The organism is Azospirillum soli, from assembly GCF_017876165.1.
GTDB classification, from domain to species: domain Bacteria; phylum Pseudomonadota; class Alphaproteobacteria; order Azospirillales; family Azospirillaceae; genus Azospirillum; species Azospirillum soli.
Map to the genome: position 1 here is coordinate 20037 of NZ_JAGINQ010000007.1, position 20585 is coordinate 40621.

Genomic DNA, 20585 nt, shown 5'->3' on the forward strand with positions numbered 1-20585 from the left:
CATACACGAGTAGGGCCAAGGTCGCCCGCCAAGCGGCGGGGCTGGCGTGCCGTCCTGGTCTTCGCCATACTGTAGGGCAAGACGAGAGGCGCTTGGCCGGCTGCCCGAATCGCGAGACCCGCTTGACCGAATCCCTGCCCTCCATAGAGTTGACGCCGCCGGACATCGGGCCCTACCGGCGCGGCAACACCGGGATCGACCACGTCACCACACTGGATGGCGGACGGCCGGGGCCGCATGTGGTCATCACCGCGCTGGTCCACGGCAACGAGATCGCCGGGGCGGTGGCGCTGGACAGGCTGTTCCGCATAGGGTTGAAGCCGATGCGCGGGCGGCTGACGCTGGTCTTCGCCAACACCGCCGCCTACCGCCATTTCGACCCGGACCGGCCTTTCGCCTCCCGCTTCGTGGACGAGGACTTCAACCGGCTGTGGTCGCCCGACGTGCTGGACGGCCCGCGCGACAGCCTGGAACTGCGCCGCGCCCGGCAGCTGCGCCCGGTGTTCGACGCGGCCGACCTGATCCTGGACCTGCATTCCATGACGGCGGACACGGCGCCGCTGATCCTGTGCGGCCACACCGAGCGGGGGCGGGACCTCGCCCGCTGGCTCGGCTATCCGGCATGGATCGTCGCGGACGAGGGGCACGCGGCCGGGCGCCGCCTGATCGACTATGCCGACTTCGCCGACCCCTACGGCGCGCGCATCGCCCTGCTGGTCGAATGCGGCCAGCACTGGCGGGCGGAGACGGCCATGGTGGCGCTGGAAAGCTGCCTGCGCTTCCTGCTGCTGCACGACATGGTCGATCCGGCGCTGGCGGACCGGCACCTGCGCCGGCACGACGCGCCGCAGCGCGTGGTGGAGGTCACCCAGACCGTGACCGCCGAGACGGAGGATTTCGCCTTCAATGCGCCCTATGTGGGGCTGGAGATCCTGCCGCACGCTGGCACGGTGCTGGGTCACGACGGGGGGCGCACGGTCGTCACGCCCTACGACGACTGCGTGCTGATCATGCCCGCGCGCCGGCCGAAGCCCGGACAGACCGCCGTACGGTTGGGCCGGCTGGCGCCATGAACGCCGCGAAAAGTCCGGCGGGCTTCACGCCGTTCGCGCTGGCTCTGGCCATCGGGACGGCGGGCGGGGCCTTGTTCAACCATTTCAACCTGCCGCTGGCCTGGATGATCGGGGCCATGCTGTTCACCACGGCGGCGGCCGTCGCCGGTGTGCCGCAACGCATTCCGAAGCGGCTGCGCGACGTGATGATCATGATCCTGGGCGTCATGCTGGGCAGCGGCTTCACGCCGTCCATCCTCGACCGGCTCGGCGAATGGTCGGTGTCGCTGAGCGGGCTTGCCGTCTACATGGTGGTGGTGACGGCGGCCGGGGTGCTGTACCTGCGCCGCGCCGCCCGGCTGGACCCGGCGACCTCCTACTTCACGGCCACACCGGGCGGGCTGAACGAGATGGTCATGGTCGGCACGCAGATGGGCGGCGACACCCGGACCATCGCACTGTCGCACGCGCTCCGGGTCATGCTGGTGGTCATCACGATCCCCTTTGCCTTCCAGGCGCTGGGCCTCTACGACCCGGCACGGCGCGGGACGCTGGGGCCGGCGCTGCTGTCGCTCAGCCTGCGGGACGTGGCGCTGCTGAGCGCCTGCGCGGTCGGCTATCCGGTGGCGAAACTGCTGCGCATCCCGGCGGCGCAGATCGTCGGTCCGATGTTCCTGTCGGCGGCCATCCACCTCGCCGGCCTGACCGAGGGCAAGCCGCCGGGCGTTCTGGTGGCCGCCGCCCAGGTGGTCATCGGCGCCTCGCTGGGGTGCCGCTTCACCGGCTTGGACGTGCGCCGCATCGGGCGCGACGGACTGACGGCGGTGGGGCTGACCGCGCTGATGCTGGGGGTGACGACGGCTGCGGCCTGGACGGTGGACGAGGCGACGGGCCTGGGCATCGCCGCGCTGATCCTCGCCTACGCGCCGGGCGGGCTGGCCGAGATGACGCTGGTCGCGCTGGCGCTGAACATCGACGTGGCGCTGGTCGCCACGCACCACATGGTGCGCATCATCCTGATCGTGACGCTCGCCCCGGCGATCTTTCTGCTGTGGCGCAAGTGGATGGCGCGGCGCGGTCGCACATAGGTTGCCGCGCGGCGACCCAATACACGCGCGCACAATCCAATTCTTGCGCCTTGCTCTTTTCCCGTGTGATGTGGCGGCGCGGACGGGCGGTGGATCGGCCACCACCCCGCCGCTGCAACGGAGGCATGAAGGATGAAAGAGCTCCTCAGTCTCCTGATCCTGCTGCTTCAGGTGGTCAAGGCGTTCCTTGATTACCTGAACCGGTAAGGATCGGGCCGGGAGGGCGGGGATAGGGCCCCGCTCTCCCAAGCCTGATAGTGATGTTTCGCGCGGCGAATTGCAAGACGCCGCCCCTATTACCCGTTTGGCTTGCCCTTCGACCACTGCGCGTTGGTGTCGATCAGCGGCACGGTGGAGATGGACATCTTGGCCGAGGCGTCCTTCACCTGCCGGCTGTAGACCACATAAACCAGCGTGTCGTTCGGCCGGTCGTAGATGCGCCGGATGGCGATGGACTTGAAAATAAGGCTTTTCCGTTCGGAGAAGACCTCCTCCCCCTTCGCCGACACGTCGATGTCGCCGATCACGACAGGACCCGTGCGCCGGCAGGCGATGGAGGCATTGGACGGGTCCTCGAACCAGTTCCCCTTGGTCAGGCGGTCGAGCATGCTGCGGTCGAAATCGACCAGATGGCAGGTGACGCCCTTCACCTTGGGGTCTTCGACGGCCTGCACCTCCAGCCCGTTCCCGGTCCAGTCGTTGGAGAAGCGCCCGACCACCGCGTCGGCCGCCGAGGCCGAGGCTGGGGCCAGCGCCGACAGCAGGAGGACCAACAGGCCGCCGCAAACGTTAATCGAGGGAAACGGGCTGCGCATCGCGAATGAACTCCGGGCATGACGGACCGGAGCCGCCGACGCGGTCCCGGAATAGCCCTAGATCGGATGGGTGTGCTCGTCCGTCAAGCACGCCGACCCCGGAGCCGACACCGCGCATGAGCGACCGCACCATCGACCCACCCCTGTCCGAACCGCCGGAGCCGGTGACCGAACCGCTGCCCCCGGCGAAGACCCCGCGCGACCCGACACAGGTCGCCGTGATGGGGCTGTTCGTCATCGCGGTGCTGTTCACGCTGTATTTCGGGCGGGACGTGCTGCTGCCCATCATGCTGGCGCTGATCCTGAGCTTCCTGCTGCGCCCCTGCGTGCGCGGCCTATACCGGCTGGGCCTGCCGGAGGGGCTGGGCGCGGCGGTGATGGTGGTGATGGTGTTCGGACTGGGCGGCTTCGCCGTCTACAAGTTGGCGGCCCCGGCGGCCGAATGGGTCAACCGCATGCCGCGCGTGGTCCATGAGCTGGAGTTCAAGCTGGGCGACATCCGCGAGGGGATCGAGCGCGCCCGCGAAGCCTCCCGCCAGTTGGAGAAGATCGCCAGCGACCAGAGCGGCCCGGCCCGCGAGGTGGTGGTGCGGGGCCCCTCGCTCGCCGAGCAGGTCCTGCAACAAGCCGAGGCCTTCATCGCCAACGTCGTGATCCTGCAGGTGCTGCTCTACTTCTTCCTGGCGCGCGGGCGGCAGAGCCTGGAGGCGCTGATCGGCACCATGCGCAGCGTGGACGACCGCATCCACTACGCCATGGTGGCCGCGACGGTGCAGCAGAACATCGCCGTCTATCTGGCGACGATCACCGTCATCAACTTCTTCCTGGGCGCGGCGACGGCGCTTGCCATGTGGCTGTGGGGGCTGCCCAACGCCGCACTGTGGGGGACGATGGTCGGGCTCATCAACTACATCCCCTTCATCGGGCCGGCGGTGATGACAGCGGTGCTGTTCCTCGTCTCCGCCCTGACCTTCGAAGGCGCGTTCAACATCTTCGGACCGCCGCTGACCTTCGTGGCGCTGACGACGCTGGAGGGCAACTTCCTGACGCCGATGATCGTCGGGCGGCGGCTGGCGCTGAACCCCATCGCGGTGTTCATCTCGATCCTGTTCTGGGGCTGGATGTGGGGCATCCCCGGCGCGCTGCTGGCCGTGCCGATCCTCGCCATCCTGAAGATCCTGTTCGACGCGCACGAGCCGCTGAAGCCCATCGGCGCCCTGCTGGGGTGAGACAATATGGCAAAAGGTGCGGCTGGTCCGGCCCCGGTCGCCATGGCATGGTCTTGAGCGTGGCGTTGGGAGGTCTTGAGGCATGATCGTCAGCGGCTTCACCCTGTTCGTGATCGCGCTGCTCGTCTTCGCGCTGGCGCTGGTGCTGCTGGGCGTGCGGACGGTGCCGCAGGGGCAGGAATGGACGGTGGAGCGGTTCGGTCGCTACACCCGCACGCTGCAACCCGGCCTGCACCTGCTGATCCCGCTGATCGATCGGATCGGGCGCAAGCAGAGCATGATGGAGACGGTGCTCGACGTGCCCTCGCAGGAGGTCATCACGCGCGACAACGCCATGGTGACGGTGGACGGCGTCGTCTTCTTTCAGGTGATCGACGCGGCCAAGGCGTCCTACGAGGTCAACAACCTCGAACTCGCCATCCTGAATCTGACCATGACCAACGTGCGCACGGTCATGGGCTCCATGGATCTGGACGAATTGCTGTCGCAGCGCGACCAGATCAACGCGCGCCTGCTGACGGTGGTGGACGAGGCGACCAGCCCGTGGGGCGTGAAGGTGACGCGCATCGAGATCCGCGACATCCAGCCGCCGCGCGACCTTGTGGACAGCATGGCCCGCCAGATGAAGGCCGAGCGCGACCGCCGCGCCTCGATCCTGGAGGCGGAAGGCCAGCGCCAGGCGGCCATCCTGCGCGCCGAGGGTGCCAAGCAGGCCGCCATCCTTCAGGCCGAGGGCCGGCGCGAGGCCGCCTTCCGCGACGCCGAAGCGCGCGAGCGCGCCGCCCAGGCCGAAGCCGAGGCGACTCGCCAAGTGTCGGAGGCCATTGCGAACGGCAGCGTGCAGGCCATCAACTACTTCGTCGCCCAGCGCTATGTGGAGGCGCTGACGGCGGTGGCGGCGGCGCCGAACCAGAAGGTGCTGTTCATGCCGCTGGAGGCCGCGAGCCTCATCGGCGCCATCGGCGGCATCGCCGAGATCGCCCGCGACGCCTTCCCGAACCGCCCTGCCCCAAACCACCCTGCCCCGCCGGCCGCCCCCTCCGCTCCGCCGCGTGGGCCGTGGAGCCAAGGGGACGTGAAGGGCAATCCATGATCGAGTTCTGGCACTGGTGGGTTCTGGCGGCGGTTCTGGGCGCCATCGAAACGGTGGCGCCGGGGGCCGCCTTTCTGTGGCTGGGCGGGGCGGCGGGAATCGTCGGACTGGCTCTGCTGGTGTGGCCGGCGATGTCGTGGGAGCTTCAGGGGCTGCTGTTCGCCGTGCTCGCCATCGTTGCGGTGGTCGGCGTGCGGATGCTGGCGGAACGCTCAGCCGACACGACGCGCACGACCGGGCTCAACCGCCGGGCCGAACAGTACATCGGAACGCTGCACCGGCTGGAAAGCCCGATCGTCGACGGGCGCGGGCGCGCACTGGTCGGCGACGGGTTTTGGACGGTGGAAGGGCCGGACCTCCCCGCCGGAACGACCGTCCGCGTCGTCGGCACGGACGGCACCCGGCTCAAGGTCGAAAAGGCCTAGGCGCCAGCCAAACCGCCGCTCGGACGCGCCGTCCAGATCGTCGCGCATCCGGCCGGCGTACTGGCCCAGCCGTTCGGACAGCCCGTCCAGACCGTCGTCGCCCGACGACCGCGCGCGCTCCGCCGCTTCCCGGCTCAAGGCCTCAAGCTGGCGCGCGAAGGCGCGGTAGTCGGGGACTCGATTCCGGTCCGGTGCGTCTCGTCCATCCATGGCCCCTCGCCATGCTGCAATGCCGCAATTACCGATGGCATGCTGACACGGTCGCGGTGGCGCGAGTATCGCGCTTACGGCGGGAAATGGCCTTCAATTCGGTGAAGTCCGGCCGGGATGGGGGAATCCGATCCGCCTAGGCCACCCGCATAGCGGTCATGCGCCGTTCGGCAAGGCGGGGCCATTGGCCGCGACCCTGGACTGCCGTATTGCTGGGTGGGCCACCATTGCCGCCGGAGCATCCATGCGCGACACCGCCACCCTCGACCGGAACGCCAGCACGAGCGGCCCGAACTCCGGCAATTCGACAGCCGGCAATTCGACAGGCGGCAATTCCCCGCGCGAGGGGCTGATCCTGCTGGCCAGCCTCGCGCTGTTCTGGGGGACCAACTGGCCAGCGATGAAGCTGGCCGTGTCGCACATCGACCCGTGGGTCTTCCGCACGCTCTGCCTTGCGGCCGGGGGCGGCGGGCTGCTGCTGGCGGCGCGGATCGCCGGGCGAAGCCTCGCCATCCCGGCCGAAGACTGGAAGCCGCTGATCCTGGTGTCGCTGCTGAACGTCACCGGCTGGCAGCTGTTCTCCGCCTTCGGGCTGACCTACATGGGCGCCGGGCGCGCCGCCATCATCGCCTTCACCATGCCGCTGTGGGCCTCGGTCCTGGGTGTGCTTGTGCTGGGCGAACGGATGAACGCGGCTCGCATCGGCGGCCTCCTGCTGGGGCTGGCCGGCATGGGTTTCCTGCTGGCGCCGGAGCTGGAGCGCCTGCGCGCCGCGCCCTGGGGCGTGGTGATGATGCTGACGGCGGCGGTCAGCTGGGCGGCGGGCACCGTGGCGCTGAAGGCGCGGCGCTGGACCATGGACACGCTGCAACTGTCCGGCTGGCAGCTGACGCTGGGCGGGGTGCCGGTCCTGCTCGGCACGCTGGTGGCCGGGCATCCGGAAACGCTGCTGACGGCGAGCTGGGAAAGTCTGGCCGGCGCGGTCTACGCCATGCTGATCCCGATGATCTATTGCCACTGGGCGTGGTTCCGGGTGGTCGCCCTGTTCCCGGCCAACGTGGCGGCCATCGGCACGCTGGCGATCCCGGTGGTCGGCGTGTTCTCCAGCGCCCTTCTGCTCGGCGAGAAGCTGGGCTTCGGCGAGTTGGCCGCGCTGGTGCTGGTGGTCGCGGCGCTGGGGCTGGTGCTGCTGGTTCCGGCGCGCGGCAAGGCATGAGCATCGATTCGTCGGTTGGGCCGAGCGCCGGCGCGGCCCAACCTTGCGGCGGTCCTCAGTCGATCAGCTCATCCAGGGTCGAGCGGACGACCTGAACGATCTCCGCGCCGTAGTGGCCGACGTCGAGGTCGCGGGCGCCGACGATGATCGACAGCTCGCGCTCGGTCGTCGGGGCGAAACGGGCGATTTCCGGCACCAGTTCGTCGGGCAGGATGGCGTCGCGGGACAACCCCTCGCGCAGGGCGGCGCGGTCGCGCCAGCCGTTCAGCGCGGCGCTGATCGCCGCTTCGATCTGCTGCGATTCTTCCTTACGCTTCAGATCCTGATAGAGGACCAGCACGCGCCAGGCGCCGTCCTTGTAGGCGGTGTCGATGCGCTGCACCTCCACCGTGCGCAGGAAGGCGGACAGATGGGACTGCGCCTCCGCGTCTGCATCGGGGATTATGAAGGTGCGGATTTCCGTGCTCATCCCAATCCTCGGTCAGTGCCTGACGTTCGATGCCTGGGCGGTTAGGTCGCCGCCAGGAACGTCAGCCTACACGAACCGGAGGAGGGCCGCTACACCAGCACGGACAGCGCGCACACGCGGGCTTCGCTGCGCGCGTAAGTGCGTGCGCCAATGCGGATCGTCTCGCCGGCCGCAAAGTCGCGGGCGCGGAGGTCCCGCAGGTGGGCGCGCAGGCTGACCACATCGGCCCCGGCCGGGTTGCGCGGAGCGACGGCACGGAGCAGCCGGGCGGCGTCGGCCTCGGCCGGTTTGGCGCGGAGATAGGCGGCCCCCACGGCCCGCGCGCCGGCCGGATCGGGCAAGGCTCGCACCAGACGGCGGACCAGCGCGGGCGCGGGGGCGGCCTGCACCGGGGGCGCCACGCTCAGGGCGAGGGCGGCGGCGAACCCGCCAAGCAGGGCACGCCGGGACAAGAGTGTGTGGCTCATGCCCTTCACATGGGCGGTGGCGCGGAGCCCCACCCGCACGAGGACGGCGAGGGGCCGGCGGGCGATGGGGATACCCCGACAGGCAGGAGGCGGCGGACAGGCGCCGACTTTGGCGAAGCGGGCCGAAAACGCGGACCCAAGAGCCGCCATCGCGTGTTGGAGTCGCGTGTTTGAAGCAGCGCGCGCTGCCGAAGGAGCAGACCCCATGACGGACGAGACGAAGGCCCCCCGGCGCTGGCTCCGCATCGCGGTGCTGTGCGCCCTTCCCGTGCTGTTCCTGGCCGGGACGGCGGGGGCCTTCTGGACCGGCTACCGGCTCTACGACAAGCCCTTCGTCTGGTACAACCTGAACCGCGTCGCCGCCACGGCCGACCGCGCGGCGCGGGCGGCGAACGCCGTCACGGTGGTGGCGCTCGGCGACACGGCCCTGCGCCACGCCACCCTGGACGAGGAGGGCATGGCCAGGCTGGCTGAAAAGCACGGGGTGAAGGATCTCCAGTTCCTGCGCATCGTCCACGACCACGCGCAGTTCGCCGATTTCGAGCCCATGCTGGACGCCATCCTGGACCTGAAGCCGGAGGTCGTCCTGATCGACCTCGACCTGCTGTTCGCGGAACGACGGGCCTTCGTCGATCTGCGCCGCTACGGCACCACGCTGACCGGCGTGGCGATGGACGGCAAGCCCTACCTGCGCGACCAGATCGCCATCCAGTACGGCAAGAGCTGCAAGCCCGTCGGCCGCGAGGGAATGACGGCCGAGGACATCGACCGGCGCATCGAAGCGTGGCGCGAGGTGGTCGATTCCCGCCCCGAATCGCCCATGTTCGAGCGCGTGCGGCGCTTCGCCGATCAGGCGCGGGCGGCCGGCTCGCGGGTGGCGCTGCTGCACCTCCGCCGCCCGCCAGCGCTGGAAGAACGGCTGTATGGGCCTGGAAACAGCCATGTTCCGGCCGCGCTTGCTCGCTTGAATGACCAGCCCGGCCTGCCGCTGTGGCGTTCCCCCGACACCGCGCACAAGGCCGATCTGTATTGCCACAACGCGATGCTGGGGCCGGACGGGCGCAAGCTTTACTCCGCGTGGCTGGCCGGCAGCATCGCCCAGGCGCTGTCGGAACCGCGCGTGGAAGAGGCTGCCCTGCAATAGCCGCAGGGCTCGCTCCACGGCAGGCCGAAGTTCTCGCCGCGCCGACTTACTGAAAAATCCTCTAAAATTGTGCTCACATTGCGGCGCAGCAAAGGATGCTTGCATCCATCCACGGCATCGTGGATAAGAACACAAGTTTAGGACAGCCAAATTTCTTTGTAATCACGATGAAATACCGCTGTCATCAAAGTGAAATCTTTCCAAACATGACGGAATTGGAAATCACATGCTAATGTCCAACGCATCCCCGACGCCGCGCTCGGCGCCGAAGATTCGGCCGCAACAGCAGAGTGCCGTCATGGATTTCTCGATCCGCAACGCCCCGGCCAGCACCGAAATTCTGCTGAGCGGTCGCATGACCTTCGCCGACCATGAGACATTCCGCACCATCATCAGCCATTTCGACCGGCCGGCCGGTCACAGGATGGTGTTCAACCTGTCGAAGCTGGACTTCGTGGACAGCTCCGGCCTTGGCATGTTGATCATCGCCCGCGACACCGCGCAGAAGAAGAACCTGGACTTCGCCATTCGCGGCGCCCGCGACGAGGTGCGGCGCCTGATCACGGTCGCGAAGTTCCACAAGATGTTCACCATCGACGACTGATGCGCCCTGCGGAAGCAGAACAGTCGGACCCGTCAAATTTTATCCGTTGGTTCTAAGCCCCTATTCGGGTTATGGATATTGCGTCGGGCGCGGATCAACAGGAGACGGAACGGATATGGCTTCCATCATGATCAAGAAGGCCGGCGAGGGCCTGATTACCCAGGCGCACCGCAACGCGGACGTCGGTCCGACCAGCGGCAGCTCGGTCGTCTACGAAATCCTGAACGTCCCCACGGACGTGACCGTCGATGACGTCATCGCCGCCTTCAAGACCTTCAAGCCGTCTGACAAGAAGTACGAATACGACTTCGCCGAGCTGAAGGGCTAAGCGCCGGCCGCGAGCCCCCATCCCAGCCTTCCCCCATGCTCCGCACGGGGGAAGGAGCTTGGTCCCCTCCCCCATGCGGAGCATGGGGGAGGGTTAGGGTGGGGGCTCGTTTCGAACCTCAGGCTCTCTTCGGGAAGCGCTCGATCCAGCACTCCAGTTCGGCCACATGCTCGGCCTCTTCGGAGGCAAACTCCTCGGCCATCATGCGGACCTCCGGGTCGGTCGTGGTCTTCGCCACGTCGGCGTAGAAGGCCTGACCGCGCTTCTCGCTGTCCAGCGCCAGTTCCAGCGCGTATTCCACCGTCATCATGTAGTGCGAGCCTTCCATGGAGGCCGCCTCCGGGCTTTCCCCGTCCGGCCACTGGAAATCCTCCGGGGCCAGCGCCGGGATTTCGCGGAAGCCGGAACGCTTGCGCGCCTCGGCCAGATGCAGGCGGGAGAATTCGGCCATCTTGCCGAAGAAGTCCGCCACGTCCTGGTTGCCGTAGGTCTTCATGGCCTCCGACAGGTCGGCGAAGCGGGATGCGGCGTCCTGCTCCAGCGCGCAGGCGTGGGCGAGGAACAGGGCGGGGTCGTGGATGTCGGGCATGGGGTCGTGGAAATCCTTAAGTCACAATAAAAGTAGGGCCTTTCACACCATAACGCCTCGCCGGGAAAGGATCTTGCGCATATGGCGGAAGGCGGTGATGTGCGACAATTTACCTCACCCGCAATCAGCGAAGGGGTCCGTCATGAACGCGTTGAACGGCCAGCGCTCCGTCTTCGGCAGCGAGGACCTGGACCGCCTGCACCACCTGCGCCAGCGCCGCCGGGCCGCGCGCGGTGCCGAGAAGCAGCCGCGCACGGCGGGCCAGCGCATCGCCGATGGCGTGGCCGCCCTGGTCGGGTCCTGGCCCTTCATCATCGGCCAGTCGGTGGCGCTGGGCCTGTGGATCGCGGCGAACGTGCTGGGCTGGGTGCACGCCTGGGACCCCTACCCCTTCATTCTGCTGAACCTCGTCCTGTCCTTCCAGGCCGCCTACACGGCCCCCATCATCATGATGAGCCAGAACCGGCAGGCCGACATCGACCGGGCCAGGGCCACCCAGGATTACGACGTGAACCTGAAGGCCGAACTGGAGATCGAACTGCTGCACCAGAAGATCGACCTGCTGCGCGAGCAGGAGATCGCCCGCCTGACGAGGATGGTGGAGGACTTGACCACCGCGCTCGCGACCGCCAAGAACGCGGCTCCACCGCCATCGAACGCCTGACTTCCGCATGAGCATCCCCGCCCTCCCGATTGATCCCGTCCTGCCGGAGCTGTTGCAGGCCCTGTCCGCGCGCGGGGTCGCCATGCTTCAGGCTCCGCCGGGCGCCGGCAAGACGACGCGCGTGCCGCTGGCCCTGCTGGACCAGCCCTGGCTGGAGGGGCGCAAGGTCATCGTGCTGGAACCGCGCCGGCTGGCCGCCCGCGCCGCCGCGCGCCGCATGGCCGCGATGCTGGGGGAAACGGTGGGCGAGACAGTCGGCTACCGCGTGCGGCTGGACACCAAGGTCGGCCCGAAGACCCGCATCGAGGTGGTGACCGACGGCCTGTTCCTGCGCCAGCTTCAGGAGGACCCCGAGTTGCCCGCCGTGGGCGCCGTGCTGTTCGACGAGTTTCACGAGCGCGGCATTGACAGCGATCTGGCGTTGGCCCTGGTGCAGGAGGCGCGCGGCGCGCTGCGCGACGACCTGCGGCTGGTGGTGATGTCGGCGACGCTGGACGGCGCGCCGGTAGCCGCGCTGCTGGACGAAGCGCCCATGGTGACCAGCGAGGGCCGCGCCTTTCCCGTGGAAACACGCCACCTCGACGCCCCCGCCCCCGGCACGCGGATCGAGGACGCCGTGGCCGCCACCGTCCGCCGCGCCCTGCGCGAGGAGGCGGGCAACGCGCTGGTCTTCCTGCCGGGTGCGGGTGAGATCCGCCGCGTGCAGAGCCTGTTGGAACAGGCCGACCTCGGCCCCAACGTGCTGATCGCGCCGCTCTACGGCGACCTGACGGCGGACGCGCAGGACCGCGCCATCGCGCCCAGCCCGCCGGGCATGCGCAAGATCGTGCTGGCGACCCCCATCGCCGAAACCAGCCTGACCATCGAGGGCATCCGCATCGTCGTGGACGGCGGCCAGATGCGCGTTCCCCGCTTCGACCCGCGCAGCGGCATGACGCGGCTGGTCACGGTGAAGGTCAGTCAGGCCTCGGCCGAACAGCGCCGGGGCCGCGCCGGGCGACTGGAGCCGGGCGTCTGCTACCGCCTGTGGCCCGAAGCGACGCACAGGGCGCTGGCCGCCTTCACCGCGCCGGAGATCATGGACGCCGACCTCGCCCCGCTGGCGCTGGAACTGGCGGTGTGGGGTGTGGCCGACCCGAACACGCTGGCGTGGCTGGACCCGCCGCCGGCCGCCTCCATGGCGCAGGCGCGCGAACTGCTGCGCGAGTTGGGGGCGCTGGGCGAGGATGGGCAGATCACGCCGCATGGGCGTCGCATGGCCGGCTTCGGTGTGCACCCGCGTCTGGCGCACATGATGCTGAAGGGCAAGGAGCTGGGCCTCGGCGACCTCGCCTGCGAGGTGGCGGCGCTGCTCGGCGAGCGCGACATTATCAGAACCCAGCCGGGCTTCCGCGACGCCGACCTGCGGCTGCGGGTGGAATTGCTGCGCGGGCTCGATGACGAGGGGCGGGTGCGCGGCGCCGGGCGCGGTCTGACCGTGGAGCGCGGCGGCGCGCAGCAGGCGTTGAAGCAGTCCCGTCAGTGGAAGCGGCAGCTGGGCGTGAAGGGCGGATCGGCGGACATCGGGGCGACGGGCCTTCTGGTGGCGCTGGCCTACCCCGACCGCATCGGCCAGCGCCGGCCGGGCGGGAATGCCGGCGGTGCCGCCGCGCAATACCGCCTGTCGGGCGGACGCGGCGCCTTTTTCCAGGAGGCCGAGCCGCTGACCGCCGAGGACTGGCTGGCGGTCGCCGACCTGGATGGTGCCGCGCGCGAGTCCCGCATCTTCCTGGCAGCACCAGTCACCTTGGTCGAACTGGAAGACGCCTTCGCCGATCACATCCGGACGGAAACCATCGTCGCCTGGGACGGGCGCGAGCAGGCCGTGCTGGCGCGCCGCCGCCGGATGCTGTTCGCGCTGGTGCTGAAGGACGAACGGCTGTCCAAGCCCCCCGCCGACCGGATCGCGGCGGCGATGCTGGAGGGCATCCGAGAGATGGGTCTGTCTTGCCTGCCCTGGTCCGACGAGCTGCGCCGATGGCAGTCCCGCGTCCTGTTCCTGCGCCGCATGGAAGGGGAGGAATGGCCGGACGTCTCCGATGCCGCCCTGCTCGACACGATGGAGGAGTGGCTGACGCCCTTCCTCGACGGCGTGTCGCGCCGCGCGCATCTGGACCGGGTGGAACTGTCGAACGCGCTGCGCGGCCTGCTGCCCTGGGCGATGCAGCAGCGGCTCGACAAGGAGGCGCCGACCCATGTGGAGGTGCCCAGCGGATCGCGCGTGCCCATCGACTATTCCGGCGACGAGCCGGTGCTGGCCGTGCGGTTGCAGGAAATGTTCGGACTGGCCGAAACGCCGCGCATCGCCGGTGGGCGGACGTCGCTGCTGCTGCATCTGCTGTCCCCGGCGCGGCGCCCGGTGCAGGTGACCCGCGACCTCGCCAGCTTCTGGGCCAACGCCTACAAGGCGGTGAAGGCCGACCTGAAGGGCCAGTACCCGAAGCACTATTGGCCCGACAACCCGCTGGAGGCGGAACCGACCGCAAGGGCGAAGCCCAGAGGGAAGTAGCGTTCCAAAACCCTTCTTGCTTGAGGGAGCATGGTAGCAACAACCTCTCACTGTCATTCCCGCGAAGGCGGGAATCCAGGGCACCCCGTCGAGTATCCGAATTGCTCTGGATCCCCGCCTTCACGGGGATGACGGAAAGGTTAAAAAGCCTTAGACGAGGCCTCTTCCCAGTGAACCGCCCCGGCTCAGCCGCGTTTCTGTTACCATGGCCGCCATGGACGCACAGCGCATCCTTCAGCTTGCCCAGTGGATCACCGACGCGGGCCTTCAGGGCGTGCCGGAGACGGAGCTTGTCCAGGGTTTCTGCGAACGGCTGGTGGCGGCCGGCGTACCGCTGACGCGGGCGGTGGTGGGGGCGGACACGCTGCACCCGGTCATCGTCGGACGGGTCATCACATGGTCGATTCTAGGCACCGACGGCGGCGAGACGCGCCTGACCGACTACGGCACCCTGGCGGACCCGGATTTGGACGACAAGTGGCTGCAAAGCCCCTTCTACCAGCTGTACGAGTCCGGCGGGACGATGCTGCGCCGCCGCCTGGACGAAAGCACGCCGACGGGCGAGTTCCCCATCGTGGACGATCTGCGCGCGCAAGGTGCCACCGACTATGTCGCGCTGGTTCACCGCCTCGGCCCCAGCGCGGTGATCGGCGATCTGGACGGTTTCTTCTCATCCTGGGCGACGGACCATCCGGGCGGGTTCGAGGACGCGCATCTGGACGCGCTGGCATCGCTGGTCGGCACGCTGGCGCTGGCCCTGTGGGGGCACGCGGTGACGCGCATCGCCAACACGTTGGTGGAAACCTACCTCGGCCGCGACGCGGGGGCTCGGGTGCTCGGCGGGCACATCCGCCGGGGCGTCGCCGACCGGCTGGACGCGGTTCTGTGGTTCAGCGACCTGCAAGGCTACACCCGCATCACCGACACCGCGCCCCCGGAAACCATCATCCCGCTGCTGAACGACTATGCGGAACTGGTGGTGACCGCCGTCCATGGCCACGGCGGGCAGGTGCTGAAATTCATGGGCGACGGCATCCTGGCGATGTTCGACCGGTCCAGGGCCGAGGACGCCTGCCGCGCCGCACTGGACGCGGCGGCGGAGGCGCGGACGCGCTGCCTGGACCTGAACGCCCGGCGCTCAGCCGAGGGGTTGCCTGTGACGCGCTTCTACCTCGGCCTGCATGTGGGCGAGGTGTTCTACGGCAACATCGGCGGGGTGGACCGGCTGGACTTCACCGTTGTCGGCCCCGCCGTCAACGAGGCGAGCCGGATCGCCGCCATGTGCCGCTCACTGGACCAGAACGTGCTGCTGTCCTCGGCCTTCGCGGAGTCCGCGCCGGATTGCCGCGAGCGGCTGATCTCGGTCGGCCGCTACCTGCTGCGCGGCGTCGGCCGTCCGCAGGAGCTGTTCACGCTCGACCCGGAGTTCACGCCGCAGCAAAGTCCCTGAGCCGCACCGGCATCCGCCGCGAGCCCCAGACGCCCGGCTCCGCCTCGAACACGCCGGGCAGCTTGGTGCCGCAGGACTGGCAAGCGCCTGTCTCGTCCAGGTTCCAGTCGCTGAGCGTGTAGCCGCTGCGGCCGATCACCACCTCGTCACACCCCGCGCAGCGGGTACTGGAATGGTCCAGATCACGGACGTTGCCGACGTAGACGTGATGCAGCCCGTTCGCCTTCGCGATGGCCCAGGCGCGCAGCAGTGTGGCGTGCGGGGTCCAGCCCTTGTCGCGCATCTTGTAGTCGGGGTGGAAGGCGGTGAAGTGGATTGGCACGTCGGGGCCGAGGTTCTCGCGGATCCAACCGGTCATTTCGTGCAGCTCGGCGTCGCTGTCGTTCTCGCCGGGGATCAGCAGGGTGGTGATCTCGAACCAGACGTTGGTCTCGTGGCGAAGATACTTCAGCGTGTCGAGCACCGGGGCGAGATGGCTGCCGGTGACCTTGTGGTAGAAATCCTCCGTGAAGGCCTTCAGGTCCACGTTGGCGGCGTCCATGTGGCGATAGAACTCCGTGCGCGGCTCCTGGCAGATGTAGCCGGCGGTCACCGCCACGTTCTTCACCCCCTGCTCGTGGCAGGCCTGCGCCACGTCCACCGCGTATTCCAGGAAGATGACCGGGTCGTTGTAGGTGTAGGCCACCGAGCGGCAGCCCGTTTCCTTCGCCGCCCGCGCAATGGTCTCGGGTGCTGCGCTGTCGGCCAGCGTGTCGAACTCGCGGGACTTGGAGATGTCCCAGTTCTGGCAGAACTTGCAGGTCAGGTTGCAGCCCGCCGTGCCGAAGGACAGCACCGGCGTGCCGGGCAGGAAGTGGTTCAGCGGCTTCTTCTCGATGGGATCGACGCAGAAGCCGGACGACCGCCCGTAGGTGGTCAGCACGATCTGGTCACCCTGGCGCTGGCGCACGAAGCAGAGCGCCTGCTGCCCATCGGAGAGTTTGCAGTGACGCGGACAGACGTCGCATTGCAGGCGGCCGTCGTCCAGTTGATGCCAGTAGCGGGCAGAGACGATGTGAGACATGACAGACTATTCCCAGACTATACCTGTCCATCCGGTAGAGGCGCCGTTGTCGCGCGCTTGTAAAACACCGGACTGTGTTCCCACATGTGGGGTAGGCCGCCCGAGGCGGCAAAGCCATTCTCAGCCACTATCCTTTTGCCACTGGCCTTTTGATGATCATGAACCTGCGCGCGCCGGCCGTGGCGGGGGCCTTCTATCCCGCCAACCCCGCTGCCCTCGACCGCATGGTGGGCGACTGCCTGGCCGAGGCCCACACCGAATCGCTGCCGGCCAAGGCGATCATCGCGCCGCACGCCGGCTACGTCTATTCCGGCCCCATCGCCGGCACCGCCTATGCCGGTGTCCAGCACATGGGCGACCGGGTGACGCGGGTCGTGCTGCTGGGGCCGGCGCACCGCTTCGGGTTCCGGGGCATCGCCTACCCTTCGGCGGACGGGCTGGCGACTCCGCTGGGCGTCGTGCCGGTGGACGTGCAGGGCCTCGCGGCGATTCGCGGTCTGCCGGGCGTGCGCGAGTTGGACGACGCCTTCGACGGCGAACATTCGCTGGAGGTGCATCTCCCCTTCATCCAGCGCATTTTCCCGCGCGCGTCCGTTGTGCCGCTGGTCGTCGGCAACGCTGATCTGGCGCAGGTGGACGCGGTGCTGGAACGGCTGTGGGGCGGGCCGGAGACGATGATCGTCGTCAGTTCAGACCTTAGCCACTTCCACGACTACGCGACGGCGTGCGGGCTGGATCTGGAGACCTCGCAGGCCATCGAGGCGGCCGACGCGGAGCGGCTGTCTGGGGACCGCGCCTGCGGCTATCTGCCCGTATCGGGGCTGCTGATGCGGGCCAAGGCGCTGGACCTGCGCGTCACCACGCGCGACCTGCGCAACTCCGGTGACACGGCCGGCGACCATCGCCGCGTGGTCGGCTATGGCGCCTACAGCGTCGAGCCGGCGACCGAAGCCCGCCTGTCTCACGCGCATCGCGCACTGCTGCTGGAAACGGCCAAGCACACTTTGGCCGAGGTCGTGGAGACCGGTCGCACCCCCGACATCCGGGCAGAGGACTTCCCCCTCCCCTTGCGCGCCATTCGCCGCACCTTCGTGACGCTGGAGATGGACGGCGATCTGCGTGGCTGCATCGGCACCATCCAGGCGAACCGCCCGCTGGTCGAGGATGTGGTGACCAACACGCTGAAATCGGCGATGCAGGACCCGCGCTTCGGCCCGCTGACGGCGGCGGAGTTGCCGCGCGTGCACATCACCGTCTCGATCCTCAGCCACGACCGTCCCCTGCCCTTCCGCGACGAGGAGGAGTTGCTGGCGAAGCTGCGCCCCGGCATCGACGGCTTGATCCTGCGCGACGGGCGCAACGGCGCGCTGTTCCTGCCCAAGGTCTGGGACATGCTGCCCGACCCACGCGACTTCGTGGCGCAGCTGCGGCGCAAGGCGGGGCTGCCGGCACACGGCCCCCTGCCGGGACTTGAGGCGTGCCGTTTCACGGCGGAAACGTTCGGGGAAAATTCGGAATAAAAGCATCCGATAACCTTGTGCGCCGCACAAGAAAGGCAAAGAAGCGGGCGCTGTTCATTGTAGAAAAAGTGGCGTATCATTCCGTCGTTACATCGCGGAGAGCGCCATGCCCGTCATGGATGCCAACCAGCGCAAGAAAGCCGAGGACGCCTTGATGCGCAAGGCGGAGGAACTCGTGCGGCGGCTGCGCGCGGAGGCGGAGACCGGCGCCCCCGACCGGGTGGACGCCCAGGCCGCGACGATGACGGAGCTTCTGAAAAGCCGGGAGTTTCCGTCCGTCCGCGCCGGCGAGTTCCGGGACCTGACCAAATCCATCCAGCGCAACAGCTACCAGCGCAGCGTCGATGCGCTGCTGTTCCAGGCCGAACGATGCGGCCACAAGGGCGACGACAAAGGCCGCAACGAGTGGCTGACCAAGGCCAAGGACCATTTCGGCAAGGCCATTCGCCTGGGCGCCGACGACGAGTTCCGCCACGCCGTGGAACGCCGTGTCCAGGCCGCCCTGCTGACCAGCAAGGACGGCGTGGACGACCGCACCAAGCAGGCCAACGCCCGCAAGCTGGAACAGCACGACACCGGCGCCAAGCCCCCGAACGGCATCGAGCGCCGCCGCGCCATCCGCTACATGGACCCGGTGCTGACGGTGGAGGTGGACGGCCGACGCTTCACCACCGTCAACTGGTCGATCCGTGGCTTCCTGCTGGAGCCCTATCACGGCGAACTGGGTGTGGCGACGGGTGACAAGCTGCGCCTGGACATCCACTGCGCTGAGGTTCCAGGGGGTGGCGGCCGGCAAGTGGCCCATGCTGTGCGCGTCGACTCCGATCGCCACACGCTGGCCGTGACCTTCCCGGAAATGAGCACCGTCGTGCTGGACCTCGTGCACGCGATGAAGGACATCGGCATTCATCCGGAGCCGGAGCGGTAAGCCCGCGCACTTGCCCCCACCCTTCCCATGGCTCCGCCATGGGCCCCTTCCCTCCCCTGCGTTAGCGGGGGAGGGTTAGGGAGGGGGCAATGGGTTGTTACGCCCCCACGCCGCTCGGCGCGGTAACCGCGTGTTCCTTCAGGATCGCCTCAGACACCGCCGAGACCTCGACCAGCTGCACCTCGTAGCCCCACAGGTTGGCGATGTGGCGCAGCACGGCCTTGGCGTCGCTCTCGTCCAGAAGGACGCCGTTGGTCACGCGGTGGTGCAGAATCAGCTTGCGGTCACCGGCCAAGTCCACGTCCACGATCTGGATGTCCGGCTCCAGGAAGGCCAGATCGTACTGCCGGGCCAGCAGCTTGCGGATGTGGCGGTAACCGCGTTCGTTGTGGATGTTCTCGACCAGCAGGTAGGGGTCTTCCGCGTCGTCGCGCACGCTGAACATCTTCAGCTTCCGGATCAGGTGCGGGCTGAGGTACTGGAGCACGAAGCTCTCGTCGCGGAAGTTGGCCCAGGCGTCGCGCACCGCACCCATGCCGTCGCCCTTGCCGGCGAGGTCCGGGTACCATTCGCGGTCCTCGTCGGTGGGGTTTTCGGCGATGCGGACGATGTCCTGCATCATCGCGAAGCCCAACGCGTAGGGGTTGATGCCCGAGAAGCGCTGGTCGTCGAATTCCGGCTGGAAGACCACCGAGGTGTGCGAGTGCAGGAATTCCAGCATCGCGCCTTCGCTGATCATCCCCTTCTCGTGCAGCCGGTTCATGATCGTGTAGTGGGTGTAGGTGGCACACCCTTCGTTCATCAGCTTTGTTTGCTTCTGCGGATAGAAATACTGCGCGATGTGGCGGACGATGCGCAGGATTTCGCGCTGCCAGTGCTCCAGGCGCGGCGCCTTCTTCTCCAGGAAATAGAGAAGGTTCTCCTCCGGCAAGCCGAGCAGCTTCTTGCGCTCCGACACGCTCTTGGAGGGGCGGGCGGGGCCGCCGGCCGGCTTCGGCACGGTGCGCCACAGGTCGTTGAAGGTCTGCTCCTGGTATTCCTGCCGCTCGCGCTCGCGCTTCTGCTCAAGCCGCAGATCGAGCGTGCGCTTCTTCGGGTATTTGTGAACGCCCTGGTTCATCAGCGCGTGGGCGGCGTCCAGAACCCGCTCGACCGCGTGGTGGCCGTAGCGTTCCTCGCACTGGGCGATGTAGGCCTTGGCGAATTCCAGATAGTCGAGGATGCCCTCGGCGTCCGTCCACTGCTGGAACAGCTGGTTGTTCTTGAAGAAATGGTTGTGGCCAAAGGCCGCGTGGGCGATGACCAGCGTCTGCATCGTCATGGTGTTCTCTTCCATGATGTAGCTGATGCAGGGGCTGGAGTTGATGACGATCTCGTAGGCGAGGCCGCGATAGCCCTTACGGTAGAGCATCTCGTCGCGCGCGAAATGCTTGCCGAAGGACCAGTGCTTGTACATCAGCGGCATGCCGATCGAGGAATAGGCGTCGAGCATCTGCTCGGCCGTGATGACCTCGATCTGGTTGGGATAGACGCTGAGGCCCATCTCCTTGACCGCGATGTCCTCGATGGCGTCGTAGACGCGCTTGATCTTGTCGTAGTCCCAGTCCGCCCCGTCGTAGAGCAGGCTGTCGGGCTTGGTGATCACAGCGGCCATGCCTCAAATCCTCTCGATACCCTGGCGGG

The 20585-nt window shown here is 68.1% G+C and carries 20 protein-coding genes; 14 read left to right on the plus strand and 6 right to left on the minus strand.

The annotated features are described in order from the left end of the window. Positions 1–122: 122 nt before the first annotated feature. Together J2852_RS12745 and J2852_RS12750 are read left to right on the plus strand one after the other, a co-directional pair. On the plus strand, positions 123–1073 hold the full coding sequence (locus tag J2852_RS12745; protein WP_246499568.1) for a M14 family metallopeptidase: 951 nt from the start codon (positions 123–125) through the stop codon (positions 1071–1073). Beyond that, positions 1070–2140, plus strand: coding sequence for an AbrB family transcriptional regulator (locus J2852_RS12750; RefSeq protein ID WP_209875952.1), 1071 nt, complete (start codon positions 1070–1072; stop codon positions 2138–2140). The genes J2852_RS12745 and J2852_RS12750 overlap by 4 nt, the downstream gene beginning before the upstream one ends. Before the next feature lie 296 nt (positions 2141–2436). On the opposite strand, the gene J2852_RS12755 is transcribed toward J2852_RS12750, so the two are convergent. After that, positions 2437–2955, minus strand: coding sequence for a CreA family protein (locus J2852_RS12755; RefSeq protein ID WP_209875954.1), 519 nt, complete (start codon positions 2953–2955; stop codon positions 2437–2439). 116 nt (positions 2956–3071) lie between these two features. On the opposite strand from J2852_RS12755, the gene J2852_RS12760 reads away from it, so the two are divergent. The 4 genes from J2852_RS12760 to J2852_RS12775 all read left to right on the plus strand — a co-directional run bounded on the left by J2852_RS12760 (position 3072) and on the right by J2852_RS12775 (position 7128). Further along, the gene (locus tag J2852_RS12760) at positions 3072–4184 is read left to right on the plus strand and encodes an AI-2E family transporter (protein ID WP_209875956.1); all 1113 of its coding nucleotides are present in this window, start codon (positions 3072–3074) and stop codon (positions 4182–4184) included. Between the two features lie 82 nt (positions 4185–4266). After that, entirely contained in the window at positions 4267–5277 is a 1011-nt protein-coding gene (locus J2852_RS12765; protein ID WP_209875958.1) for an SPFH domain-containing protein, read from the plus strand. After that, the gene (locus J2852_RS12770; RefSeq protein ID WP_209875960.1) at positions 5274–5702 is read left to right on the plus strand and encodes an NfeD family protein; all 429 of its coding nucleotides are present in this window, start codon (positions 5274–5276) and stop codon (positions 5700–5702) included. Before J2852_RS12765 ends, J2852_RS12770 begins: the two co-directional genes overlap by 4 nt. Positions 5703–6156: 454 nt before the next feature. Continuing rightward, entirely contained in the window at positions 6157–7128 is a 972-nt protein-coding gene (locus tag J2852_RS12775; RefSeq protein ID WP_209875962.1) for a DMT family transporter, read from the plus strand. 55 nt (positions 7129–7183) lie between these two features. Here J2852_RS12775 and J2852_RS12780 read toward each other — a convergent pair whose 3' ends face one another. Continuing rightward, positions 7184–7597: an HRDC domain-containing protein gene (locus tag J2852_RS12780; protein WP_209875964.1), complete on the minus strand. Its 414-nt coding sequence runs from the start codon at positions 7595–7597 to the stop codon at positions 7184–7186. An 89-nt stretch (positions 7598–7686) separates the two neighbouring features. After that, complete coding sequence (locus J2852_RS12785; protein ID WP_209875966.1) at positions 7687–8064, minus strand: hypothetical protein; 378 nt, start codon at positions 8062–8064, stop codon at positions 7687–7689. A gap of 205 nt (positions 8065–8269) precedes the next feature. Between J2852_RS12785 and J2852_RS12790 the strand changes: the two genes are divergently transcribed. The 3 genes from J2852_RS12790 (at position 8270) to J2852_RS12800 (ending at position 10140) form a co-directional block, all read left to right on the plus strand. After that, complete coding sequence (locus J2852_RS12790; protein WP_209875968.1) at positions 8270–9208, plus strand: hypothetical protein; 939 nt, start codon at positions 8270–8272, stop codon at positions 9206–9208. A gap of 232 nt (positions 9209–9440) precedes the next feature. After that, complete coding sequence (locus tag J2852_RS12795) at positions 9441–9812, plus strand: STAS domain-containing protein (RefSeq protein WP_246499571.1); 372 nt, start codon at positions 9441–9443, stop codon at positions 9810–9812. 115 nt (positions 9813–9927) lie between these two features. Continuing rightward, on the plus strand, positions 9928–10140 hold the full coding sequence (locus J2852_RS12800) for a hypothetical protein (RefSeq protein ID WP_209875970.1): 213 nt from the start codon (positions 9928–9930) through the stop codon (positions 10138–10140). 118 nt (positions 10141–10258) lie between these two features. Here the strand turns inward: J2852_RS12800 and J2852_RS12805 are convergent, their stop codons facing one another. Beyond that, positions 10259–10729, minus strand: coding sequence for a ferritin-like domain-containing protein (locus J2852_RS12805; RefSeq protein ID WP_209875971.1), 471 nt, complete (start codon positions 10727–10729; stop codon positions 10259–10261). A 142-nt stretch (positions 10730–10871) separates the two neighbouring features. Here J2852_RS12805 and J2852_RS12810 point away from each other — a divergent pair, with 142 nt between their 5' ends. The 3 genes from J2852_RS12810 to J2852_RS12820 all read left to right on the plus strand — a co-directional run bounded on the left by J2852_RS12810 (position 10872) and on the right by J2852_RS12820 (position 15391). Further along, complete coding sequence (locus J2852_RS12810; RefSeq protein WP_209875972.1) at positions 10872–11393, plus strand: DUF1003 domain-containing protein; 522 nt, start codon at positions 10872–10874, stop codon at positions 11391–11393. A gap of 7 nt (positions 11394–11400) precedes the next feature. Then, entirely contained in the window at positions 11401–13941 is a 2541-nt protein-coding gene (gene hrpB / locus J2852_RS12815) for an ATP-dependent helicase HrpB (protein WP_209875973.1), read from the plus strand. Between the two features lie 205 nt (positions 13942–14146). Next, positions 14147–15391, plus strand: coding sequence for an adenylate/guanylate cyclase domain-containing protein (locus J2852_RS12820; protein ID WP_246499573.1), 1245 nt, complete (start codon positions 14147–14149; stop codon positions 15389–15391). Here J2852_RS12820 and amrS read toward each other — a convergent pair. Next, complete coding sequence (amrS, locus tag J2852_RS12825) at positions 15369–16454, minus strand: AmmeMemoRadiSam system radical SAM enzyme (protein WP_209875974.1); 1086 nt, start codon at positions 16452–16454, stop codon at positions 15369–15371. The genes J2852_RS12820 and amrS overlap by 23 nt on opposite strands. A 158-nt stretch (positions 16455–16612) precedes the next feature. Here amrS and amrB point away from each other — a divergent pair, with 158 nt between their 5' ends. Together amrB and J2852_RS12835 are read left to right on the plus strand one after the other, a co-directional pair. Continuing rightward, on the plus strand, positions 16613–17974 hold the full coding sequence (gene amrB, locus J2852_RS12830; protein WP_246499575.1) for an AmmeMemoRadiSam system protein B: 1362 nt from the start codon (positions 16613–16615) through the stop codon (positions 17972–17974). Positions 17975–18080: 106 nt separating this feature from the next. Next, positions 18081–18902, plus strand: coding sequence for a hypothetical protein (locus tag J2852_RS12835; protein WP_209875976.1), 822 nt, complete (start codon positions 18081–18083; stop codon positions 18900–18902). 97 nt (positions 18903–18999) lie between these two features. On the opposite strand, the gene J2852_RS12840 is transcribed toward J2852_RS12835, so the two are convergent. After that, positions 19000–20556, minus strand: coding sequence for a SpoVR family protein (locus J2852_RS12840; RefSeq protein ID WP_209875977.1), 1557 nt, complete (start codon positions 20554–20556; stop codon positions 19000–19002). Positions 20557–20585 lie beyond the last annotated feature (29 nt).